The sequence below is a fragment of the Paenibacillus piri genome (assembly GCF_004354045.1).
In the GTDB taxonomy this organism is placed as follows: domain Bacteria; phylum Bacillota; class Bacilli; order Paenibacillales; family NBRC-103111; genus Paenibacillus_S; species Paenibacillus_S piri.
In genome coordinates this window covers 71,731-89,780 of record NZ_SMRT01000002.1, presented here as the reverse complement: position 1 = coordinate 89,780, position 18,050 = coordinate 71,731, and the positions used below count along the sequence as shown (strand labels likewise).

Here is an 18,050-nt window from a genome sequence, read left to right as displayed (position 1 = left end):
AAACATGCACCCGTATCTCTCTTCTCTTATATGCCAATCGCGCGTCCGTCGACCGCCAGCATCGCTTCTCCCAACGCCTCCGAAAGCGTCGGATGCGGATGAATCGTTTGCCCGACCTCCCATGGAGTCGCATCCAGCAGCTGAGCCAAAGCCGCTTCGGATATGTAATCCGTCACATGAGCTCCAATCATATGTACGCCAAGAATATCGTTCGTTTGCTTATCGGCAATGACCTTGACAAATCCGCCGGCATCCCCGTTCACAAGCGCTTTGCCCAGTGCGGAAAACGGAAACCGGCCCACCTTGACCTCGTGTCCGCGGTCTGCCGCCTGCTGCTGTGTCCAGCCGATGGATGCAGCTTCCGGCCGGGAATAAGTGCAGCGTGGAACTTGATGCGCCCCGAATGAATGCGGCTTTAAGCCGCAGGCATGCTCGACGGCGACAATCCCTTCATGGCCCGCAACATGGGCTAGCTGCAGCCCGCCGTTTACATCGCCGATTGCGTAAATATGCGATTCGCTCGTTTGCATGAATTCGTTAACGCGAATCGCTCCTTGTTCCAGCTGAATATCGGTGCTTTCGATGCCTATGCCCTCCACATTCGCCTGGCGGCCGACGCACACCATCACCTTTTCCGCTTGGAGCTGCTGTCGCTCTCCTTTGCGCTCCACTTGAACGGTCACCTGGCCGGCTTCCGCACGCACCGCTTCCGGTAAGACCTTGGCGTCGGTCAACACTTGAACACCGCGTTTCTTAAGCGCGCGCTCCATCTCCCTGGAAATATCGGCGTCCTCCGTCGGCAGCAGTCGGGAAGCAAACTCGACGACCGTCACTTTGACGCCAAAATCGCAAAGCATCGACGCCCATTCGACGCCGATCACGCCGCCGCCGACAATGATCATCGACTCCGGCAGCGCTTCAAGCTCCAACGCTTCGTCGCTGCTGATGATGGATTGGCCGTCTTGCTTCAAGCCCGGCAGCTGCTTGGGCCGCGATCCGGTAGCAATGATCAGCTTGTCCGGGACAAGCGTAATAATGTCTCCGTCCTCCTGTTCCACGGAAACCGAGCCGCTGCGGGGCGAAAAGATCGAAGGGCCGATAATGCGGCCGTTGCCGTAAAAAACTTGTATTTTATGCTTGCTCATCAAATATTGAACGCCTTTGTACAGCTGTTCGACGATGCCAAGCTTGCGGGCTTGCACTTTCGTAAAATTCAGTTGCACGGAGGCCGTCTCGATCCCGTACTGCTCGCTTTCCAGCATGTCGGCGTACAGCTCGGCACTGCGCAGCAAAGCCTTGCTCGGAATGCAGCCGCGGTGCAGGCATGTCCCTCCCAGCTTCGAGCGCTCCACGACGGCGACCGACTTGCCCAGCTGCGCTGCCCGGACGGCTGCAATATACCCGCCTGTGCCTCCGCCGAGGATGACTATATCAAAAGCTTGCGTCATGTTAGTTCAACCTCCTAAAAAACTATGATTCTCCTATTGTAACCTTAATTGTTGTGATAAATATAGTACAATTTGCGAAAGATGCATGAAAATCGGGCGATAATATGGTACTTTAAGAAATGGAGTTTTACAGAACGTATGAGAAGAGGAGCAAGCAATGAAAGATACGCTCACACGATTTTTAGCCGTCATGCTGCTGGTCATTCCCGGGGTCATGGCGACATACGGATTTTTGGCCATGAAGGACGCCTGGTTCGCCCAATTCGGCGCAGCCGAGACGGATCCGCACGTCCAGTGGGGAAAGCTCGTTATCGGGCTTGTATTATTTCTGGCCGGCGTCGCATTCATCGGCGGGTGGATTTTTTTCCGCGACCGCAAGCGCAATTATGTCGCTCCCCGCTTCAAGGCAAAGCGCAAAAAGCAATAGGAGCCAGTCCGGAAACGGAGCGGCTCCTTTTTTAGTTGAAAGTATAAGTTTATACTTTGCTTTGCTTTGCACAACCTTGACAAACGCGCCCGTCCTTTTAGGACGGCGGAGCCGTTTGTCCTTGGTTGAAGTATAAAATGCTATACTTTGCTTCGCACCAACTTGATAAACGCGCTCGTCACCTAAGGAGGCGGAGCCGTTTATCCTTGACGATAACCCATTTATACATTTTCAACGGGGCGCAGCAAATTTTAATCCTTTAATACCAAAAATATCTGCTTAACCGCAATCATCCCCGCAAGATTCGAGCGAAGTTTTTTTATTATGTCCCTTTCCCCCGGCCCAGCAGGTCGAACCATAACAGCATCCGGTTGCGTTCAATCAGCCGGCTGAGCGAAGAACGCCAAGATATCAGATGAAGCGCTGCCGTCAACAGCAGCAGCACGGATTGCACCAGCCATCCGGTGGTGACGATCAGCCAACAGCCCAAGGCAAAGCCGAGCAGATTCGCCCCCGTATCTCCGAGCATCAGCTCCCCCCGCAAATCCGCACCGAACAACAAACAAGCCCCTGTAAGAACGGGGATCGCCATCGGGAGCAGCTTGGAGTCGAGTAAAAAAACCGGAGCTTCGTTTTCCATCATCACTGCCATATACAAAGCTTCCGTCAAAAGCCATAGGAGAACGATTGAGAAAAAGCTTTTCAACGCCCGGCCCGGACGCAAATCCAATAAATTGAACGTGTTCGTCAGCAGCATCAGCAGCAATATTTGGCAGCAGCCTTGAGCCAACGACTGATCTTCTTGCCGGAGCACGAACACGGCGGCCGCGACGGCCGTTCCCGACGCTTTGACCAGCCCTGTGCTGAGGAGCCGTTGTTCCTTCCATTGCTTCCAATGTCCGCTCAGCCCCTTAATATGCTTCTGCCCGGCCGCATCGTCGATAAAGCCGAGCAGCGCGACTGCGCCCAGGCTCACCGAATAGCTCATGAACAGGGCGGAATACGGATGCGCAACGCCGAAGCCCGCACCGGTTAAGGCCGGCCAGCCGATCTTGTCGGTCAACGCAACCGCCATGTTCTCCAGCAGCACCAGCAGCCACAGCAGCAGGCCGCAGGCGGTCGGAATCGTCTCGCCGCGATAATTGCGGTCGCATAACCGATGGGCGGCAAGAAATTGAAGCATTTGCGGCAGCAGCCAGCGTCCTGCCGCGAACAGCAGGGCGGCGTGCAGCAGAGCGATCGTCAGCATATCGGCCGCACCCAGCGGCGCCATAGCGCTGCGCTGACCGCGCACAGCTGCCGGAAGCGGTGCAGCCAGCTTTGCAGGTCTCTCCCGCTCTCTCTATGAGCGAACGGAACCTCCACTTCCTGCACCCTGTAGCCCAGCTTGACCGCATCAATCGTCAGGCCGACCTCGACGCCGAAGCCGTCGGCAATACGGCCGATCCGCTCCAGCACCTCCCGCCGTACCGCCCGCTGGCCAGACAGCGGAGCGGCGCAGCGAAAGCCGGTCAAGCGAATGATGCCTTGCCCGGCCAGCAGCTTCACGAGCCCGAAGCCGCCCGGTCTGACTGCCGCCGGCAAGCGGGCGACCGTCATATCGGCCTTTCCTTCGTCAAGCGGCTTCAGCAGCGAAAGAAACGATTGCGCCGTCACACCCAGATCGGCATCGAGAAAAACGAGCGCTTGGCCTTGCGATACGATTTTGCCCGTCTGCATGGCCGCTCCTTTACCGCGGCGGACCGGATGGCGGACAATGCTATCCGCCCATGGGACGGCCAACGCATAGGTGGCGTCATCGCTGCCGTCATCGACGACGATCAGCTCGATCGCATATTTGTCCGCCGCGGCTTGACGAACGGCCTGCAGCGTGCCGGCAATGAACGCCGCTTCATTCCAGGCCGGAATTATGACCGATACTTCCGGAATTTGTTTCATCTCACAGCCCTTCCCTTCAATGCATATTCGCCAACGTTCGCAACGCTCTTCCAACGCGGCCAATCAGCCTTCCTCCCAAGGCGCTCCAGTCAAAGCCTCGATTTCCGGCCTCCGCTTGAACATTCGGAACTGAACTGCTCGGAACGCCCGCCAGTTTGGCAAAGCCTTTGGCGTCGATCAGCTTGTCGCCCACTTTCATTAAGACCAGCTGCGTGCTGCCCATCCCCTGTCTGCCTTTTTCCAAAAAATCGTACATATGGGTGTGCAGTCCGACGGTTACGATTTGTTTGCATTGATGATCATGCGCCAGCAAGAGCGCCATGTCCTCGCTCGTGCCGCAGGCCGCCAGAACGATCGCCTTGAGCCCCAGCGAACGGAGCCTGTCCAATCCCGGAGCAGAGCCGTTATGGTAAGCGTGCACAATCAGCTCGGCTCCGCAGTGCAGCGCCGTATCCGACACGCTGTCCATATCGCCGACGATCAAATCCGGCGTATAGCCGAATTCCAGCAGCGCGTCCGCTCCCCCGTCCACGCCGACCAGCACGGGTCTGCAGCGCCTTATATAGCTTTCGAGCGCGGCCAAATCCTGCTTATACGCGTTGCCGCGCACCACAATCAAAACATGGCGCCCTTCTATTACGGTTTTCATTTTATCGCATCTCAGCGGTTGAAGAATCGCGTCCTGCTCCGCCTGTGCAAACGTCAGCGTATTGGCGATAAACGCTTTAAGCTGTTCATGAAGCGAATGCTTCGCAAGCTGATGAAGCTCGAGCCAGCTTTGCGCGGTAAACGCGCGGCAAGGAATGACAAGACCTTCATCGGCTATAATTCGATCGTCCGTTATTCGCAGCTCCTTGGCGTGCTGCAGCGACGGAAACCAGACCGGATCGATCTCCACAATTGGAATGCCGTACTCCAGCAGCAGAAGCGGTCCACGACCAGGTATTTTTCCCGTCATCGTCCGTCCTGCGTTGATCACGGCCCGTACGCCGGCTTGCATTAATCCTTCCGCCGCCAATTCATCCATATCATCATGATCAATGACGGCAATACTGCCCGGCAATATGCGCCGAATCAGCCTTTTGGTTACCCGGTCCGCTTGGACCCGTCCTTCCGCAACGGTATGCTGAGCTGATCGCTCCTTGTTTTTGCTTACAGCCATCGATGAGCACTTCGCTTTCTTCTGCCGTTCCGCCCCGGAATCTGTGCACCAAGCCTGACCGGCTTCCACGAATTGCGGCACTGGCACTAATATGACTCTTCTTTATCTTCTGTTTCGATTGAACATCTCATGCATCAACCAATCGTTTTAATCACAAAAAAAAGCAACCGGAGGCCGTTCACGCCGCGATTGCTGTGACTTGCTTCAGACTATTCTTAACTCGCCCTCGTACCAACCGGCATACGCCGACGAAGGTATAACCTCTGCCGCATACGCCAGGACCGCTTCGGCCTCTTCGGCTTTAAACGTATAGCTGCAATCATGCCCGTTAAAATAAAGCGTAAGCTTCCGAACAGTTCCGTCCTGGAGCGTGTTCAGATGGATCACATACAGCTCGTCGGGTTCATCCTCAAACCGGCAGCCTGTTATAACGGTCAGACGGCCTTCCTCCGTTTTTTCGAATTCGCAATAATCAAAAATCATCCTGTCACCCTACAATCGTGATCGATTCCGCAAACAATAAAAAGGTCACTTTATACCACCAATTATTGTTGGCTATAATTAATATATCTTAGTGCATGGAGCAGGGTCAATGCCAAACAGATGATCAAAAAATAGTCCTTGTTCAGAATGGCCGGATCATGCTGCCCTAAGCGGCAAGCGCATATTCCTACAGTTCCTGATTAACTGAAACAGCGCAGACATCGTGGTCTGCGCTGTTTTGCCGCTGCATATTCAGTTTGGTGCAGGATTCAGTTTGGCGAATCCTTTCACGACACTTTATGCTCGATTCTCAGCTTATCCGCCACCATCGCGATAAATTCGCTATTCGTCGGCTTCGCTTTCGATATATTAATCGTGTAGCCGAACAGATGGCTGATGCTGTCGATGTTGCCGCGCGTCCAAGCGACTTCGATCGCATGGCGGATCGCACGTTCGACGCGGCTCGGAGTTGTTTTGTATTTTTCGGCAATGGCCGGATACAAGGTTTTGGTTATGGCGCCGAGAATTTCGATATTGTTATACACCATTGTTATCGCTTCGCGCAAATATTGATAACCTTTAATATGCGCCGGAACGCCGATTTCATGAATAATTGTCGTAATGTTGGCATCCAGATTTTTACCTTTTGGCAGCTGTACGATGTTCGCTCTAGAAAAGGTGGAGGACGACATCAAGGAATTGGTTTGATTATTGGATACCAGTTGACGAATCCGGTTCGTTAATATTTCCATATCAAACGGTTTCAAAATATAGTAGGAAGCTCCGAGCTGAACCGCTTTTTGCGTAATGTTTTCTTGACCGAATGCAGTCAGCATAATGATTTTGGGCTGCGGGTTCAGATCCATTTCCCTTAGTTTTTCCAGCACGCCCAGACCGTCCAAATGCGGCATAATAATGTCGAGTATCAAAACATCGGGAACGCGGTTGCTTTGCTCGATCAAGCGAAGCACATCGTTACCGTTATAAGCTACTCCAGCGACATGCATGTCATCTTGTTCATCAATAAATTCGGAAAGCAGGTTCGTAAATTCTCGGTTATCATCGGCTAATAAAACTTCAATCATTTGCAACGTTTCTTCCTCCTTCAGATGGCAACAAAATAGGATTAAGCATGTTTCCTTATAGTATAATTTCGACACGCTCCATAAAATTCCTTCTGTCGAAAATTATTTTTATGGATTTTTTTTTATTTTTATTTTATAATAATAATTTTAATTCAAATAATTACATTTTTCGACAAAACCAGTGATAAATTAACATTTTTGTATTATCTCGACTGCCTTGATCCTTGGATAATCGGCTTCGCCGTCCTTCAAGAACGAGCTCATTTATCAAGATTGGTACAGCAAAAAAAGAGCCGGGCAATTAGCTTGCCTTCAGCTCTTCGTTTTTTGCGGATGGCGATGGACGGAGCATGATGCCCGCATCCTGCAGCATCCATTCGATATAGCATCCATAGCCGCTCGCAGGATCATTAACGAACACATGCGTTACGGCGCCTATTACTTTACCGTTTTGTATAATCGGACTGCCGCTCATTCCTTGAACGATTCCTCCGGTTTTGTCCAGCAAGCGCGGGTCGGTTATTTTTATGACCATTCCTTTGGTCGCCGGAAAATCTTGCTTCGCTACATGAACCACTTCAATATCGAACTTTTCAACCTTTTGACCGTTCACTACCGTATAAATTTGCGCAGGCCCCTGCTTCACTTCCTCTGCAAACGCGACAGGCAATGCTTCCTTCGTTATGCCATGGTCGGGCAACTGGCTCATTTTGCCGAAAATGCCAAAGGGTGTGTTTTTTTCAATATTGCCGAGAATTTTGCTTTCTTTTGAAAATTGAGCTCTTTTTTCACCGGGCTCTCCGTTTTGGCTTTTCGAAATCGAGGTGACATTGGAGTGCACAATTTCGCCGGAGCCTACCGTAATCGGTGTTTGGGTGTCCATATCCGTTATAACATGACCTAACGCTCCGTAAACCCCTTGGTCGGGTGCGTAGAAGGTCAGCGTTCCTACTCCCGCGGCAGAATCCCGGATGTACAGACCCAGACGATACGTTTTATCCACGACATCGTAAGTCGGCTGAATTTGAAGCTCGATATTTTCATTGTTGCGGGTAATCGTCAATGTCAGCGGCTTGTTGCTTTCACCCGCCGACGCCACGAGCTCGGATACTTTGGATACATCGGTTAGCGGCTTTCCGTTAATTTTGACAATCAGATCGCCGAGGTGAATTTTGGCGTCCTCGCCGGGAGAAATTTTTTTGTCTCCGGCAATCGTCACGAGATGATGACCGACAACGAGCACGCCCGCCGACTTTAATTTGACGCCGATCGTATGACCGCCAGGTATAACTTTTAAATCGGGAACTACATTCACCTTGACTGTTTTCAGAGGAATTGCACCAAAGAGTTTAAGTTTCATTTCAGCTTGACCGGCTTTGTAGGATTCCAAAGAAATCGGATTATGGAGATCTACTTGAAATGAGTGCTTGGCAGAGCCGTTAACTTTTACAATTTCCGGATCGTTCACCGTCACTTGGGCGCTGACAGGCATAGCCAGCTGAAGACTTGCTTGTTGACCGGTGAACAGCCGCAGTTCTTCGGGAAATGAAGCAAAGCTTTGGAAAGGTGTGGATAAGCTTCCCAGACAAACGAAGAAGACGAGCATCAAGCCAATCAATTTCTTTCTATGGTTGGAACTCATGGTGTCACGCTCCCTTGCTTCCTTTGCTACCACGGCAGTGCGTTTTGCCGTTTTGCGTACCTTTAAGGTATCCCCACACCATTCGTTTTATAACTGAAAATGATGCCACACCTGACTTTACATCCTTGATTTCTTGTCATTTGCCAAATCGAGCATTTCTTGCGCATGCTGCAATGTGGTGCCCGTCACTTCCACGCCTCCCAGCATACGGGCAAGCTCATGAATTCGTCCGTCCGCATTCAAATCGTCAACCTGCGTATAGGTTCGTTCGCCGTCGGTCGTTTTGTGAATCCGGTAATGCGCGTCGGCCATGCAGGCCACTTGTGGCAGATGGGTAATCGAAAATACTTGGCAGCCGCGCGACAGCCGGGACATCTTCTCGGCAATCGCCTGCGCGGCCCGGCCGCTCACTCCGGTATCCACCTCGTCAAATACAAGCACCGGAATGCGGTCGACGCGAGCGAATATCGATTTTAAAGCCAGCATCACCCTTGAAATTTCCCCGCCCGAAGCGATTTTGCTCAATGCTCGGAGCGGCTCGCCGGGATTGGCGGAAATCAAGAACTCGACCTGATCCGCGCCGTCCGAACCCCATGCGTCGTCATGGAATGAGATTTGCACTTTAAATTGTGTTTTTTCCATATGTAAATCGCGGAGCTCGGCAACAATTTCACCGGCCAACCGTTCGGCAACCTGCTGCCTGCAGTCCGATAATTGTCGCGCCAGCAAGCGGACCCGGGACAGCGCGGCCTGTTCCTGCTTTTGCAGCTCCTGCAGCTTTTCGTCCTTGTTTTCAATCAAGTCCAGCTCCTGCTGAATTTGCGTCACATAATTTAAAATATCGGCGACAGTCTCCCCGTATTTTCTGCGCAGCGAAGCGATTGTATCCAGCCGCTGCTCGATAAAATCGAGGCGGGCCGGATTGAATTCGATATCGTCGCGGTAATCGCGGATTTGATAGGCGGCATCTTCCAGCTGGTAAAATGCATTTTGCGCCTGCTCCCAGATCGGCTGCAGCTTGTCCGGATCAAGCGGCAAAATGTCCTGAAGCTTTTGCACCGCTTTACCGATCGAATCCAATCCCTTACTGCTGCCGTACACCAAATCGTAAGCGTCGGCGGAATGCTGAAACAATTTTTCCGCATTGGCTAGTTTGCGCTTTTCTTCTAATAATGATTCATCTTCGCCCGATTTTAATTGCGCCGAGGTGATTTCCTCGACCTGAAAACGGTACAGATCGAGCATTTGCAGCGATTGCTTGCTTGTTTCCTCCAGCTCTTTGACACTTTTGCGAATCCGCGTATACGCTTGGAAAGCTTGCTCGTATTCGCGTTTGACCGGACCGATCTCCGTTTCGCCGAACAAATCGAGCCAGCGGATATGCTCGTCCACATGGAACAACGATTGATGCTCGTGCTGACCGTGAATGTTAACCAGCCACTCCCCGACCGACTTCAGACCGGATAAATTTACAAGCTGGCCGTTTATTCGACTGGTGCTTTTCCCTTGCGAAGTTATTTCGCGACGGATAATGAGATGCTCCTCCGGATCGGCTTCGATCCCAAGCTCCTCCAGCGAGCTCCATACCGGATGCCCCGCTTCGATCTGAAACAACGCTTCGATGGAAGCTTTCTCGCTTCCGTACCGGACCAGCTCGGCCGAGCTTCTGCCGCCTGCCACAAGGGTCAGGGCATCGATAATAATCGATTTCCCGGCTCCGGTTTCCCCTGTAAGCACATGAAACCCTTTTCGAAAATGCAGATGAACCGACTCAATAACCGCTAAATTGCGTATCGACATTTCAAGCAGCATCGTAATCTCTCCCGTTAACTTAACATGGATAAAATCTGATTAACCACCATCGCGCTCTGGTCTTTGCTCCGGCATATAATTAATATCGTATCGTCCCCGCAAATAGTTCCCATAATTTCGTTCCACTCCAAGCTGTCGATCAAGGCGCCGATTGCATTGGCCGTTCCCGGCAAGCTTTTCATCACGACCAGGTTGTCGGTATAGTCAATGTGAACGAAATGGTCGTTTAGCGCGCGCTTCAAACGGTGCATCGGATTGTAGCGCTGATCCGCCGGCACCGAATACTTGTATCGCCCGTCATCCAGCGGCACTTTGATCAGATGCAGTTCTTTGATGTCGCGCGATATTGTAGCCTGCGTGACCGGAAAACCGGCCGTGCGGAGCTGGTCTACCAGCTCGTCCTGCGTTTCAATCTCGTTATTCGTAATAATCTCGCGAATTTTTATATGCCTCTGGCCTTTCATCGCTTACCTCCTGGAAGTCCGATAGTTACGGTCCGCTTCGGCAGACAGATTCTTCGTCAAGCCGATAGCATGAAGACGTCCCGGTCATCCGGCGTCTTCGTCGATATCCAGCTCAAATACGATTAAGCTGACTTTGTGCAGCCCGGGCTCCACATACAGCACGCCCGACGTTTGCGGATAGACGAGCTGATATACAAGCAGCCGGTCCCGCACCGCACTGCCTCTCATTTCGAGCGGCTTGCGGTCCTTGGCTAATTTTACCGTGTAGTAATGACCGTCTTTTTCCGCAAAATAATCAATATACAGCCTGCTCTGCAAAGGCTCTTCCTCATCGTTGACCAAAATTTGAATCGGTATGCGCTGTTTGCCGCTGACAATGGCATAGCCTTCTTCGGCAAGCAGTCGGGTTACCTCATCCTCCGACACCGGCTCGTCATCCTCCGGAATCGGAATATGTCCGGGCCGCACAGTCATTTTCATCCGGCTGCGAACGTACACATAAAGCCATGTTCCCAACGCCAATAAAATCAGGAAAAGAATCCAACCGTCTCCGCTTTTCATCTACGCTTCACCTCGACATTTGATGCGTATTTCAGCATATTTATCTAAAGTATTCGCGACAGCGGAATCATTTCCTCCAGGCGAAGCAAACAAAAAAACTCATCATCCCGATGAGTTTTGAAGCTTTCCGGCATCGTCAACCGCCAGCCGGATCCATTCCTCCGTCTGCTCCTGGGAAGGTGCGGTCTGATCCGTATTGCAGACCATATAGGCTAAAAACTCCACATTGCCTTCTCCGCCGCGGATCGGCGAATGGGTCAATCCTTTCAATACAAACCCGGCCTCCGCCGCAAAGCTCAACGTCGTTTGGAGCACATCCGTATGTACGGCCGGCTCGCGCACTACGCCGGTTTTGGGCACCTTTTCCCGTCCGGCCTCAAATTGCGGCTTGATCAGCGCAACGACTTCCCCTTCATTCGCAAGCAGCCCTTTCAATGGCGGCAAAATGAGCTTCAGCGAAATAAACGAAACGTCAATCGATGCGAATGCAGGCGTAGGCCCCTGCAAGTCGTTCGGCTGCATAAAGCGGAAATTGGTCCGCTCCATCACATGCACCCGCGGGTCGTTGCGCAGCGACCAATCGAGCTGATTGTAACCGACGTCGATCGCATATACATAAGCCGCGCCGTTTTGCAGCGCACAGTCGGTAAACCCGCCTGTCGAAGCCCCGATATCCAGCATCGTTACACCTTTTACGTCGATGTTAAAGTAGTGCAACGCTTTCTCCAGCTTCAAGCCGCCACGGCTCACATACGGATGAATCGCCCCTTTGACATGAATCTTGGCCGTTCTCGAAATTTTCGTGCCCGCCTTATCGACAGGCTCGTCATCGACCAGCACCAGTCCGGCCATGATGGAAGCTTTCGCTTTCTCGCGGGTTTCAAAGAAGCCCTGCTCCAGCAATAAAATATCCAATCGTTCTTTATCGGCTGCCATTGTTTGTTATTGCTCCTATAGTCATCTGCGAAAACGGGTTACGCATGCTGCCGTTTCCGCGGCATCAATGCTTTAACCTCGGCCATCAGCCGCTCCGCCGTCAAACCCGTTTCTTTGCGCTGCTCCGGCACCGAGCCATGCTCGACAAAGTAATCCGGAATTCCGAGTATTTTGATCTGCAGACCATGCATGTCATGTGAGGCAAAATACTCCAGCACGCTGCCGCCGAAGCCGCCCGCCTGGGCGCCTTCTTCCATTGTAATGATCGGGACGTTCTCCTTCGCCAGCTGCTGCAGCATCGCCTCATCCAGCGGTTTGATGAATCTGGCGTTTACGACACGCAGCTGCAGGCCTTCCTTGGCCAGCTGCTCCGCAGCTTCCATCGCCTCCTGAACCATCGGCCCGACGGCAAGCACGACGGCGCTGTCCCCTGACCGCAGCACTTCCCAGGTGCCAATCGGGATGGCGCGGTACGGCTCTTCCATGGAAACCCCGAGACCGCTGATCCGCGGATAGCGGACGGCAATCGGCCCCGCGTCATAGTCGACGGCCGTTTTCATCATATGGCGCAGCTCGTTCTCATCCTTCGGCATCATCAGCACCATATTGGGAATGCTGCGCAGGAAGGCGATATCGTATACGCCCTGATGCGTTTCGCCGTCCGGACCGACATAGCCTGCGCGGTCGATGGCGAAGATCACATTCAGGTTAGCGCGGCAAATGTCGTGCACAACCTGGTCGTATGCCCGCTGTAAAAATGTGGAATATACCGCATAAACCGGTTTAAGGCCTTCGCCGGCCAGCGCCGCGCATAATGTAGCCGCATGCTGCTCGGCGATGCCGACATCGAACATGCGGTCCGGAAATTCGGCGGCAAATTTCAAGAGCCCCGAGCCGCCGGGCATCGCCGGCGTAATCGCAACAATCCGCGAATCTTCCCGGGCCAGCTCGATCAGCGATTTGCCGAACACTTCGGTGTACATCGGAGGCCCGACCGCCTTGAGCATTTGGCCGGACTCGATTTTATAAGGGCTTGCTCCATGCCATGCATGGGAATCCGCTTCGGCCGGCGAGTAGCCTTTTCCCTTCAACGTAACGACATGAAGCATTACCGGTCCTTCTATCTTCTCCGCCTGCTTGATCGTTTCCAGCAGCAGCGGCAGATTGTGGCCGTCAACCGGCCCCAGGTACGTGAAGCCGAGCTCTTCGAATAAAACACCCGGAACAACCATATATTTCAAGCTGTCTTTCAGCTTTTCAATCGTTTTGGCAAGCGTTCCGCCGATGGCGGGAATTTTTTTGATCAAGTACTCGACTTCTTCCTTGACCTTCACATAATGTTTATCCGAGCGAATTTTGCCCAAATAATTATGAAGCGCTCCGACGTTCGGTGCAATGGACATTTCGTTGTCGTTAAGAATAACCATCAAATTCTTTTTTTCATGGCCGATATGGTTCATCGCTTCCAGCGCCATGCCGCCGGTTAATGCGCCGTCGCCGATAATCGCTACGACCCGGTTATGCTCGCCCTTCAAATCCCGGGCAATCGCCATGCCCATGGCAGCCGACAAAGAGGTGCTGCTGTGCCCGGCTTCCCATACATCGTGCTCGCTTTCCGATCGTTTCACGAATCCGCACAGGCCTTTATATTTGCGCAGCGTGTCGAACTTATCCATACGCCCGGTAAACATCTTGTGCACGTACGACTGATGACCTACGTCAAAAATGAATTTATCGTAGGGACTATTGAACAAATAATGAAGCGCAATGGTCAGCTCAACAACACCAAGGTTAGACGAGAGGTGTCCGCCGGTGATCGAAAGCTTTTCAACAAGAAACTGCCGGGTTTCCGTAGCCAGTTGTTCCAGTTGCTCTATGGACAGTTGTTTCAAGTCTTTGGGCTGTTTGATATGTTCGAGCAGCACGCTTGTTTCCCCGCTTTCCTTGTTGGGATAAAAGAAAACTCCATTATCATGGAGTGTTTGGCCGATGTTTTCATCGTTATTCGACAAAAGACCTACGTATCCCATTAAACTTGCACCCATTATAGCATAGTGAAGGAGGTCGCTCAATCTTATGTTCGATACAAAACTGAACAATCCTCTAAAAAGTGAAGCCGTTTCCTTGAAGCTTATTCCGATTGCTTCGGAAGGGAGCCTCCGGTTTTTACTATAATGATACTGTTTACCGGTCTCTTTGCGTTAAAAAATCGGCCAGCTCAAGCAGCCTGTCCGAGTACGGAAAATGCGCGTCGATAATGGCCCGCTTGCCTTGCTCGGTCAGCTCGCGCACCTTGTCCTTCGAAGCCTCGATACCTAGAAAATAAGGATAGGTCACCTTCTGCTGCTTTTCATCGCTTTTGACCGGCTTGCCTAGGACGCTTTCATCCCCGATGACATCGAGAATATCGTCCTGAATTTGAAAGGCGAGACCGATCTTATAGCCGAACTTCTCCAGCGCCTGCTGCTGCTTCGCGGTCGCGCCGGCCAAATGGCCGCCAGCCTTCAGTGAAAATACGACCAAATCGCTCGTCTTGTGAAGGTGGATATATTCCAGCTCCTCGAGCTTTGTGATGCCCTGCTCGCCCTGCATGTCGGCCGCCTGGCCGCCGACCATGCCGGATGCGCCTGCAAGCCTGGACAGATCCTCGATGATGTCGACAATCCGCTCGGCCGGAACCTCGTAAGCTCGGTATGCCTGCACGATCGAGTAGAAGGCATGCGTCAGCAGCGCATCGCCGGCCAAAATCGCCATTGCTTCGCCATACACCTTATGATTCGTCAGCTTGCCGCGGCGGTAATCGTCGTTATCCATCGCCGGCAGGTCGTCGTGAATGAGCGAATACGTGTGGATCATTTCGATCGCGCAGGCGACCGGCATCGCCGCCTCCGTGCTGCCTCTCAGCGCTTCCACCGTTGCCAGCACCAGCATCGGACGCAGCCGCTTGCCGCCGGCCATCAAGGAATACATCATCGATTCCCTTAACGTTTCCGGGATGCCCCAAATGCCCGGCAGCGATTCCAGCAGTTCCGCTTCGATTCTCGCCGCATTTTCCTCTATGTAGTGTTTGATTGTCAGCCCGGCATTCATTTAGCCTCACCTTTCTCGTCGGTTGCGGGGTTGAACGGCTTCTTGACAAGTCCGCCCTCTTGCTCCATTAAAATTTCGATTTTGCGTTCGACCTGCTCGAGCTTTTGGCCGCACAGCTGGGACAGCCTCATCCCTTCCTGAAACAGCTCAATTGCCTGCTCCAACGGGACGTCCCCGCTTTCCAGCTGCGCCACGATTTGCTCCAGCTTGTCCATCGCCTGCTCAAAGCTAGGCGTCGCTTCCTGTTTTGTCATTTTGCTTCTCCTCCATTGACCACACATGACAATCCACATTGCCGTCGATTAACCTAAGCTTCAATACATCTCCGAGCTGAACCTGCCCGATCGACTTGATCAGCTGTTTTTCCTTTTCGTCGTAGACGAGGCTGTAGCCCCGCTGCATCACCTTCAAAGGGCTGAGCGCATCCAACTGGCGAATGGCGGCGAGCATATGCTGCTGCTTGTCCTTCTTCGCCGTCTGCATCGCCTGCTGCAGCTGACGTACAGCCGTTCCGAGCCGGCGCCTGGCGAAAGCCGCCTGATCCTTCGGGTTAAACGAAGAGATTCTGCGGTCGAGCCGCATCCGGCGCTCCTGCAGCTTGGCGAGCCGTCCGCGCAGCCTGTAGGCGAGCTGCTCCTTCGTCCGGTCCAGACGCTCCATCGGCTGGACCAGCAGCTGCCGGCGAGGGTTGGTCAGCACCGGCGATCTTTGCGCCCGGCGCAGCCGTTCGCGGCTTCTGTCCAGTTGATTGGACAGTCCGGAGTAAAGCTGCTGCTTCAAGTAGCCGAGCTGCTGCTTCAGCTCCTGGAAATGCGGAACCGCAAGCTCGGCCGCCGCTGTCGGCGTCGCCGCTCGCAGGTCGGCGACAAAGTCGGCGATCGTAAAGTCGGTTTCGTGGCCGACGGCGGAAATGACCGGGATGCCCGAGGCAAATATGGAACGGGCAACCGCCTCCTCATTGAATGCCCATAGCTCTTCCAGGGAGCCGCCGCCCCGGCCGACGATGAGCACATCGACCTCGTTCATCGTATTCATCGTTTCGATCGCTTTGACGATCGAAGGAGCCGCTTGCGTTCCCTGAACGAGCACCGGATACAGCAGCACCGGAACGAGCGGGTAACGGCGCTGCAGCGTTATGATAATGTCCCGCACAGCCGCACCTGTCGGCGAGGTGATGACGCCGATCGCCTTCGGATAACGGGGGATCGGCTTTTTGCGGGCGGGAGCGAACAAGCCCTCGCCTTCCAGCTTTTTTTTCAGCTGCTCGAATGCGAGGTACAGACTGCCTATCCCGTCAGGCTGCATCTGCGTCGCGTAAAACTGGTACTGCCCGTCCCGTTCATAGACGGAAATATTGCCGCAGGCCAGCACCTTCGTTCCCTCTTTCGGGATAAAGCCGAGACGCTGATTATAGGAAGCGAACATAATGCATTTCAATCGGCTGTCCGCATCCTTCAGCGTAAAATACATATGTCCGCTTGAATGATGGGTAAAATTCGATATTTCCCCGCGCACCCATACGTCCTGAAGCACGTTGTCGGTCTCCAGGCGCATTTTGATATACCGGTTGATATCTTTGATCGAAAAAATACGCTGCTCCTTCATGGCTTATCGGTTCGAAGCGGACTGCTGCATTGCCGCCGTTCGCTTCGCCGCCTCAAGCGTGTTTCTCAGCAGCACGGTAATCGTCATCGGGCCGACGCAGCCTGGAACCGGTGTAATATAGCCGGCAACGTCCAGCACATCGTCAAAATCGACGTCGCCGGCCAGCTTGCCGGTATCGAGCCGGTTGATGCCGACATCCACCACGACCGCGCCGGGCTTCACATGCTCGCGCTTGATCATTTTCGGCTTGCCGACAGCCGCGATCAATATATCGGCCTGGCGTGTTATTTCCGCCATATTCGCCGTCCGCGAATGGCACACCGTAACAGTCGCGTTCTCGCGCAGCAGCAGGATCGCCATCGGCTTGCCGACGATGTTGCTGCGTCCGACCACAACGGCGTGCTTGCCGGCGATGTTCACGCCGACCTTCTTCAGAATGTCGATAACACCCGCGGGCGTACATGGAGCGGGACCGTCCTTGCCGATCATCAGGTTGCCGACATTGACCGGGTGGAAGCAATCCGCGTCCTTCTTCACGGCAATCGCTTCAACGATTTTTTCTTCGGAAATGTGCTTGGGCAGAGGCGATTGAACCAAAATGCCGTGGATTTTAGGATCGTTGTTCAAACGATCGATCAATTCCAGCACTTCGTCTTCCGAGGTGGCGGCTTCCAGCGTATGCACCTCGGAATAAATGCCGGCTTCTCCGCACGCTTTCGCCTTATTGCGGACATAAACCTGGGAAGCCGGGTCATCGCCAACGAGAACAACGGCCAATCCGGGCTGGACGCCTTGACGAGTCAAATTTTCGACTTCTTCCTTAATTCGGGCGCGGTAGGCGCTGACAATTTCTTTTCCGTTGATAACTTGAGCTGGCATGAATAGATCCCCTTTCCGTTCTATTGAACGCTTTTGTTTTTAATCGATTCGAGCTCCTTAATCATTTTGCCGAGAACGCCGTTGACGAATTTGCCCGATTCCTCCGTTCCGAAGTGCTTCGCCAGTTCGATTGCTTCGTTCACGACAACCTTGGGCGGCACATCGTCGCGGTATACCATTTCATAAGCCGCCAGCCGCAGCACTTCGCGGTCGACTCTCGACAGCCTGTCCATCTGCCACCCTTTTAAATAATCCGAAAGCAGGTCGTCGATTTTCGCTTTATTCGCTGCCGTGCCTTCGACAAGCTCGCGGATTTCCTCCGGTGCGATCGTGTCCTTCTTATGGATCAATTGAGCTTCATCGTCAGTCTGCGCTTCTTCCACGACGGCAGCGATGGCTACCCCCGCGTCCGCACCGTTCATTTCCATCTGGTACAGACTTTGAACCGCCAGTTCCCTTGCCAATCTTCTTCTCATTCGCTAACGTTTCCTCCTAGTTACTTACAGGGATCCCCTGCC

At 53.1% G+C, this 18,050-nt stretch carries 18 protein-coding genes; 1 reads left to right on the top strand and 17 read right to left on the bottom strand.

From position 1 onward, the window contains the following. Positions 1-26 precede the first annotated feature (26 nt). Positions 27-1,448 (bottom strand): dihydrolipoyl dehydrogenase, encoded by a 1,422-nt coding sequence (gene lpdA / locus E1757_RS05195; protein WP_133225796.1) that lies wholly within the window; start codon positions 1,446-1,448, stop codon positions 27-29. Positions 1,449-1,605: 157 nt separating this feature from the next. On the opposite strand from lpdA, the gene E1757_RS05190 reads away from it, so the two are divergent. Further along, the gene (locus E1757_RS05190; RefSeq protein ID WP_133225795.1) at positions 1,606-1,875 is read left to right on the top strand and encodes a DUF2627 domain-containing protein; all 270 of its coding nucleotides are present in this window, start codon (positions 1,606-1,608) and stop codon (positions 1,873-1,875) included. 322 nt (positions 1,876-2,197) lie between these two features. Here the strand turns inward: E1757_RS05190 and E1757_RS05185 are convergent, their stop codons facing one another. The 16 genes from E1757_RS05185 to nusB form a co-directional block, all read right to left on the bottom strand. Next, complete coding sequence (locus E1757_RS05185) at positions 2,198-3,124, bottom strand: hypothetical protein (protein ID WP_133225794.1); 927 nt, start codon at positions 3,122-3,124, stop codon at positions 2,198-2,200. Then, on the bottom strand, positions 3,118-3,813 hold the full coding sequence (locus E1757_RS05180) for a glycosyltransferase family 2 protein (protein WP_133225793.1): 696 nt from the start codon (positions 3,811-3,813) through the stop codon (positions 3,118-3,120). Before E1757_RS05180 ends, E1757_RS05185 begins: the two co-directional genes overlap by 7 nt. 16 nt (positions 3,814-3,829) lie before the next feature. Continuing rightward, on the bottom strand, positions 3,830-5,062 hold the full coding sequence (gene steA / locus E1757_RS05175; protein ID WP_133225792.1) for a putative cytokinetic ring protein SteA: 1,233 nt from the start codon (positions 5,060-5,062) through the stop codon (positions 3,830-3,832). 117 nt (positions 5,063-5,179) lie between these two features. Beyond that, a complete protein-coding gene (locus E1757_RS05170) occupies positions 5,180-5,458 on the bottom strand; it encodes a hypothetical protein (RefSeq protein ID WP_133225791.1) in 279 nt (92 codons plus the stop codon). 287 nt (positions 5,459-5,745) lie between these two features. Further along, a complete protein-coding gene (gene spo0A / locus E1757_RS05165; RefSeq protein ID WP_133225790.1) occupies positions 5,746-6,549 on the bottom strand; it encodes a sporulation transcription factor Spo0A in 804 nt (267 codons plus the stop codon). Positions 6,550-6,844: 295 nt separating this feature from the next. After that, positions 6,845-8,185 (bottom strand): SpoIVB peptidase, encoded by a 1,341-nt coding sequence (spoIVB, locus tag E1757_RS05160; protein WP_133225789.1) that lies wholly within the window; start codon positions 8,183-8,185, stop codon positions 6,845-6,847. A gap of 117 nt (positions 8,186-8,302) precedes the next feature. After that, positions 8,303-9,997 (bottom strand): DNA repair protein RecN, encoded by a 1,695-nt coding sequence (gene recN / locus E1757_RS05155; protein ID WP_133225788.1) that lies wholly within the window; start codon positions 9,995-9,997, stop codon positions 8,303-8,305. Between the two features lie 14 nt (positions 9,998-10,011). Then, positions 10,012-10,461 (bottom strand): transcriptional regulator AhrC/ArgR, encoded by a 450-nt coding sequence (gene ahrC / locus E1757_RS05150; protein WP_133225787.1) that lies wholly within the window; start codon positions 10,459-10,461, stop codon positions 10,012-10,014. A gap of 84 nt (positions 10,462-10,545) precedes the next feature. Then, on the bottom strand, positions 10,546-11,022 hold the full coding sequence (locus E1757_RS05145; RefSeq protein ID WP_181956614.1) for a hypothetical protein: 477 nt from the start codon (positions 11,020-11,022) through the stop codon (positions 10,546-10,548). Positions 11,023-11,124: 102 nt separating this feature from the next. Then, the gene (locus E1757_RS05140) at positions 11,125-11,958 is read right to left on the bottom strand and encodes a TlyA family RNA methyltransferase (RefSeq protein ID WP_133225786.1); all 834 of its coding nucleotides are present in this window, start codon (positions 11,956-11,958) and stop codon (positions 11,125-11,127) included. A gap of 38 nt (positions 11,959-11,996) precedes the next feature. After that, positions 11,997-13,883 (bottom strand): 1-deoxy-D-xylulose-5-phosphate synthase, encoded by a 1,887-nt coding sequence (dxs, locus tag E1757_RS05135; RefSeq protein WP_133226570.1) that lies wholly within the window; start codon positions 13,881-13,883, stop codon positions 11,997-11,999. Between the two features lie 259 nt (positions 13,884-14,142). After that, positions 14,143-15,048, bottom strand: coding sequence for a polyprenyl synthetase family protein (locus E1757_RS05130; RefSeq protein WP_133225785.1), 906 nt, complete (start codon positions 15,046-15,048; stop codon positions 14,143-14,145). Next, positions 15,045-15,302, bottom strand: a complete 258-nt coding sequence (xseB, locus tag E1757_RS05125) for an exodeoxyribonuclease VII small subunit (protein WP_133225784.1) — start codon at positions 15,300-15,302, stop codon at positions 15,045-15,047. The genes E1757_RS05130 and xseB overlap by 4 nt, the downstream gene beginning before the upstream one ends. Next, on the bottom strand, positions 15,277-16,653 hold the full coding sequence (gene xseA / locus E1757_RS05120; RefSeq protein ID WP_133225783.1) for an exodeoxyribonuclease VII large subunit: 1,377 nt from the start codon (positions 16,651-16,653) through the stop codon (positions 15,277-15,279). The genes xseB and xseA overlap by 26 nt, the downstream gene beginning before the upstream one ends. Positions 16,654-16,656: 3 nt before the next feature. Then, a complete protein-coding gene (folD, locus tag E1757_RS05115; RefSeq protein WP_133225782.1) occupies positions 16,657-17,532 on the bottom strand; it encodes a bifunctional methylenetetrahydrofolate dehydrogenase/methenyltetrahydrofolate cyclohydrolase FolD in 876 nt (291 codons plus the stop codon). Positions 17,533-17,552: 20 nt separating this feature from the next. Next, positions 17,553-18,008 (bottom strand): transcription antitermination factor NusB, encoded by a 456-nt coding sequence (nusB, locus tag E1757_RS05110; RefSeq protein WP_133225781.1) that lies wholly within the window; start codon positions 18,006-18,008, stop codon positions 17,553-17,555. Positions 18,009-18,050: the final 42 nt, after the last annotated feature.

Coding starts and splice junctions, on each gene's coding strand:
- lpdA (WP_133225796.1), bottom strand. CDS start 1,448: ATGACGCAAGCTTTTGATATAGTCATCCTCGGCGGAGGCACAGGCGGG.
- E1757_RS05190 (WP_133225795.1), top strand. CDS start 1,606: ATGAAAGATACGCTCACACGATTTTTAGCCGTCATGCTGCTGGTCATT.
- E1757_RS05185 (WP_133225794.1), bottom strand. CDS start 3,124: ATGCTGACGATCGCTCTGCTGCACGCCGCCCTGCTGTTCGCGGCAGGA.
- E1757_RS05180 (WP_133225793.1), bottom strand. CDS start 3,813: ATGAAACAAATTCCGGAAGTATCGGTCATAATTCCGGCCTGGAATGAA.
- E1757_RS05170 (WP_133225791.1), bottom strand. CDS start 5,458: ATGATTTTTGATTATTGCGAATTCGAAAAAACGGAGGAAGGCCGTCTG.
- spoIVB (WP_133225789.1), bottom strand. CDS start 8,185: ATGAGTTCCAACCATAGAAAGAAATTGATTGGCTTGATGCTCGTCTTC.
- recN (WP_133225788.1), bottom strand. CDS start 9,997: ATGCTGCTTGAAATGTCGATACGCAATTTAGCGGTTATTGAGTCGGTT.
- ahrC (WP_133225787.1), bottom strand. CDS start 10,461: ATGAAAGGCCAGAGGCATATAAAAATTCGCGAGATTATTACGAATAAC.
- E1757_RS05145 (WP_181956614.1), bottom strand. CDS start 11,022: ATGAAAAGCGGAGACGGTTGGATTCTTTTCCTGATTTTATTGGCGTTG.
- E1757_RS05140 (WP_133225786.1), bottom strand. CDS start 11,958: ATGGCAGCCGATAAAGAACGATTGGATATTTTATTGCTGGAGCAGGGC.
- E1757_RS05130 (WP_133225785.1), bottom strand. CDS start 15,048: ATGAATGCCGGGCTGACAATCAAACACTACATAGAGGAAAATGCGGCG.
- xseB (WP_133225784.1), bottom strand. CDS start 15,302: ATGACAAAACAGGAAGCGACGCCTAGCTTTGAGCAGGCGATGGACAAG.
- xseA (WP_133225783.1), bottom strand. CDS start 16,653: ATGAAGGAGCAGCGTATTTTTTCGATCAAAGATATCAACCGGTATATC.
- folD (WP_133225782.1), bottom strand. CDS start 17,532: ATGCCAGCTCAAGTTATCAACGGAAAAGAAATTGTCAGCGCCTACCGC.
- nusB (WP_133225781.1), bottom strand. CDS start 18,008: ATGAGAAGAAGATTGGCAAGGGAACTGGCGGTTCAAAGTCTGTACCAG.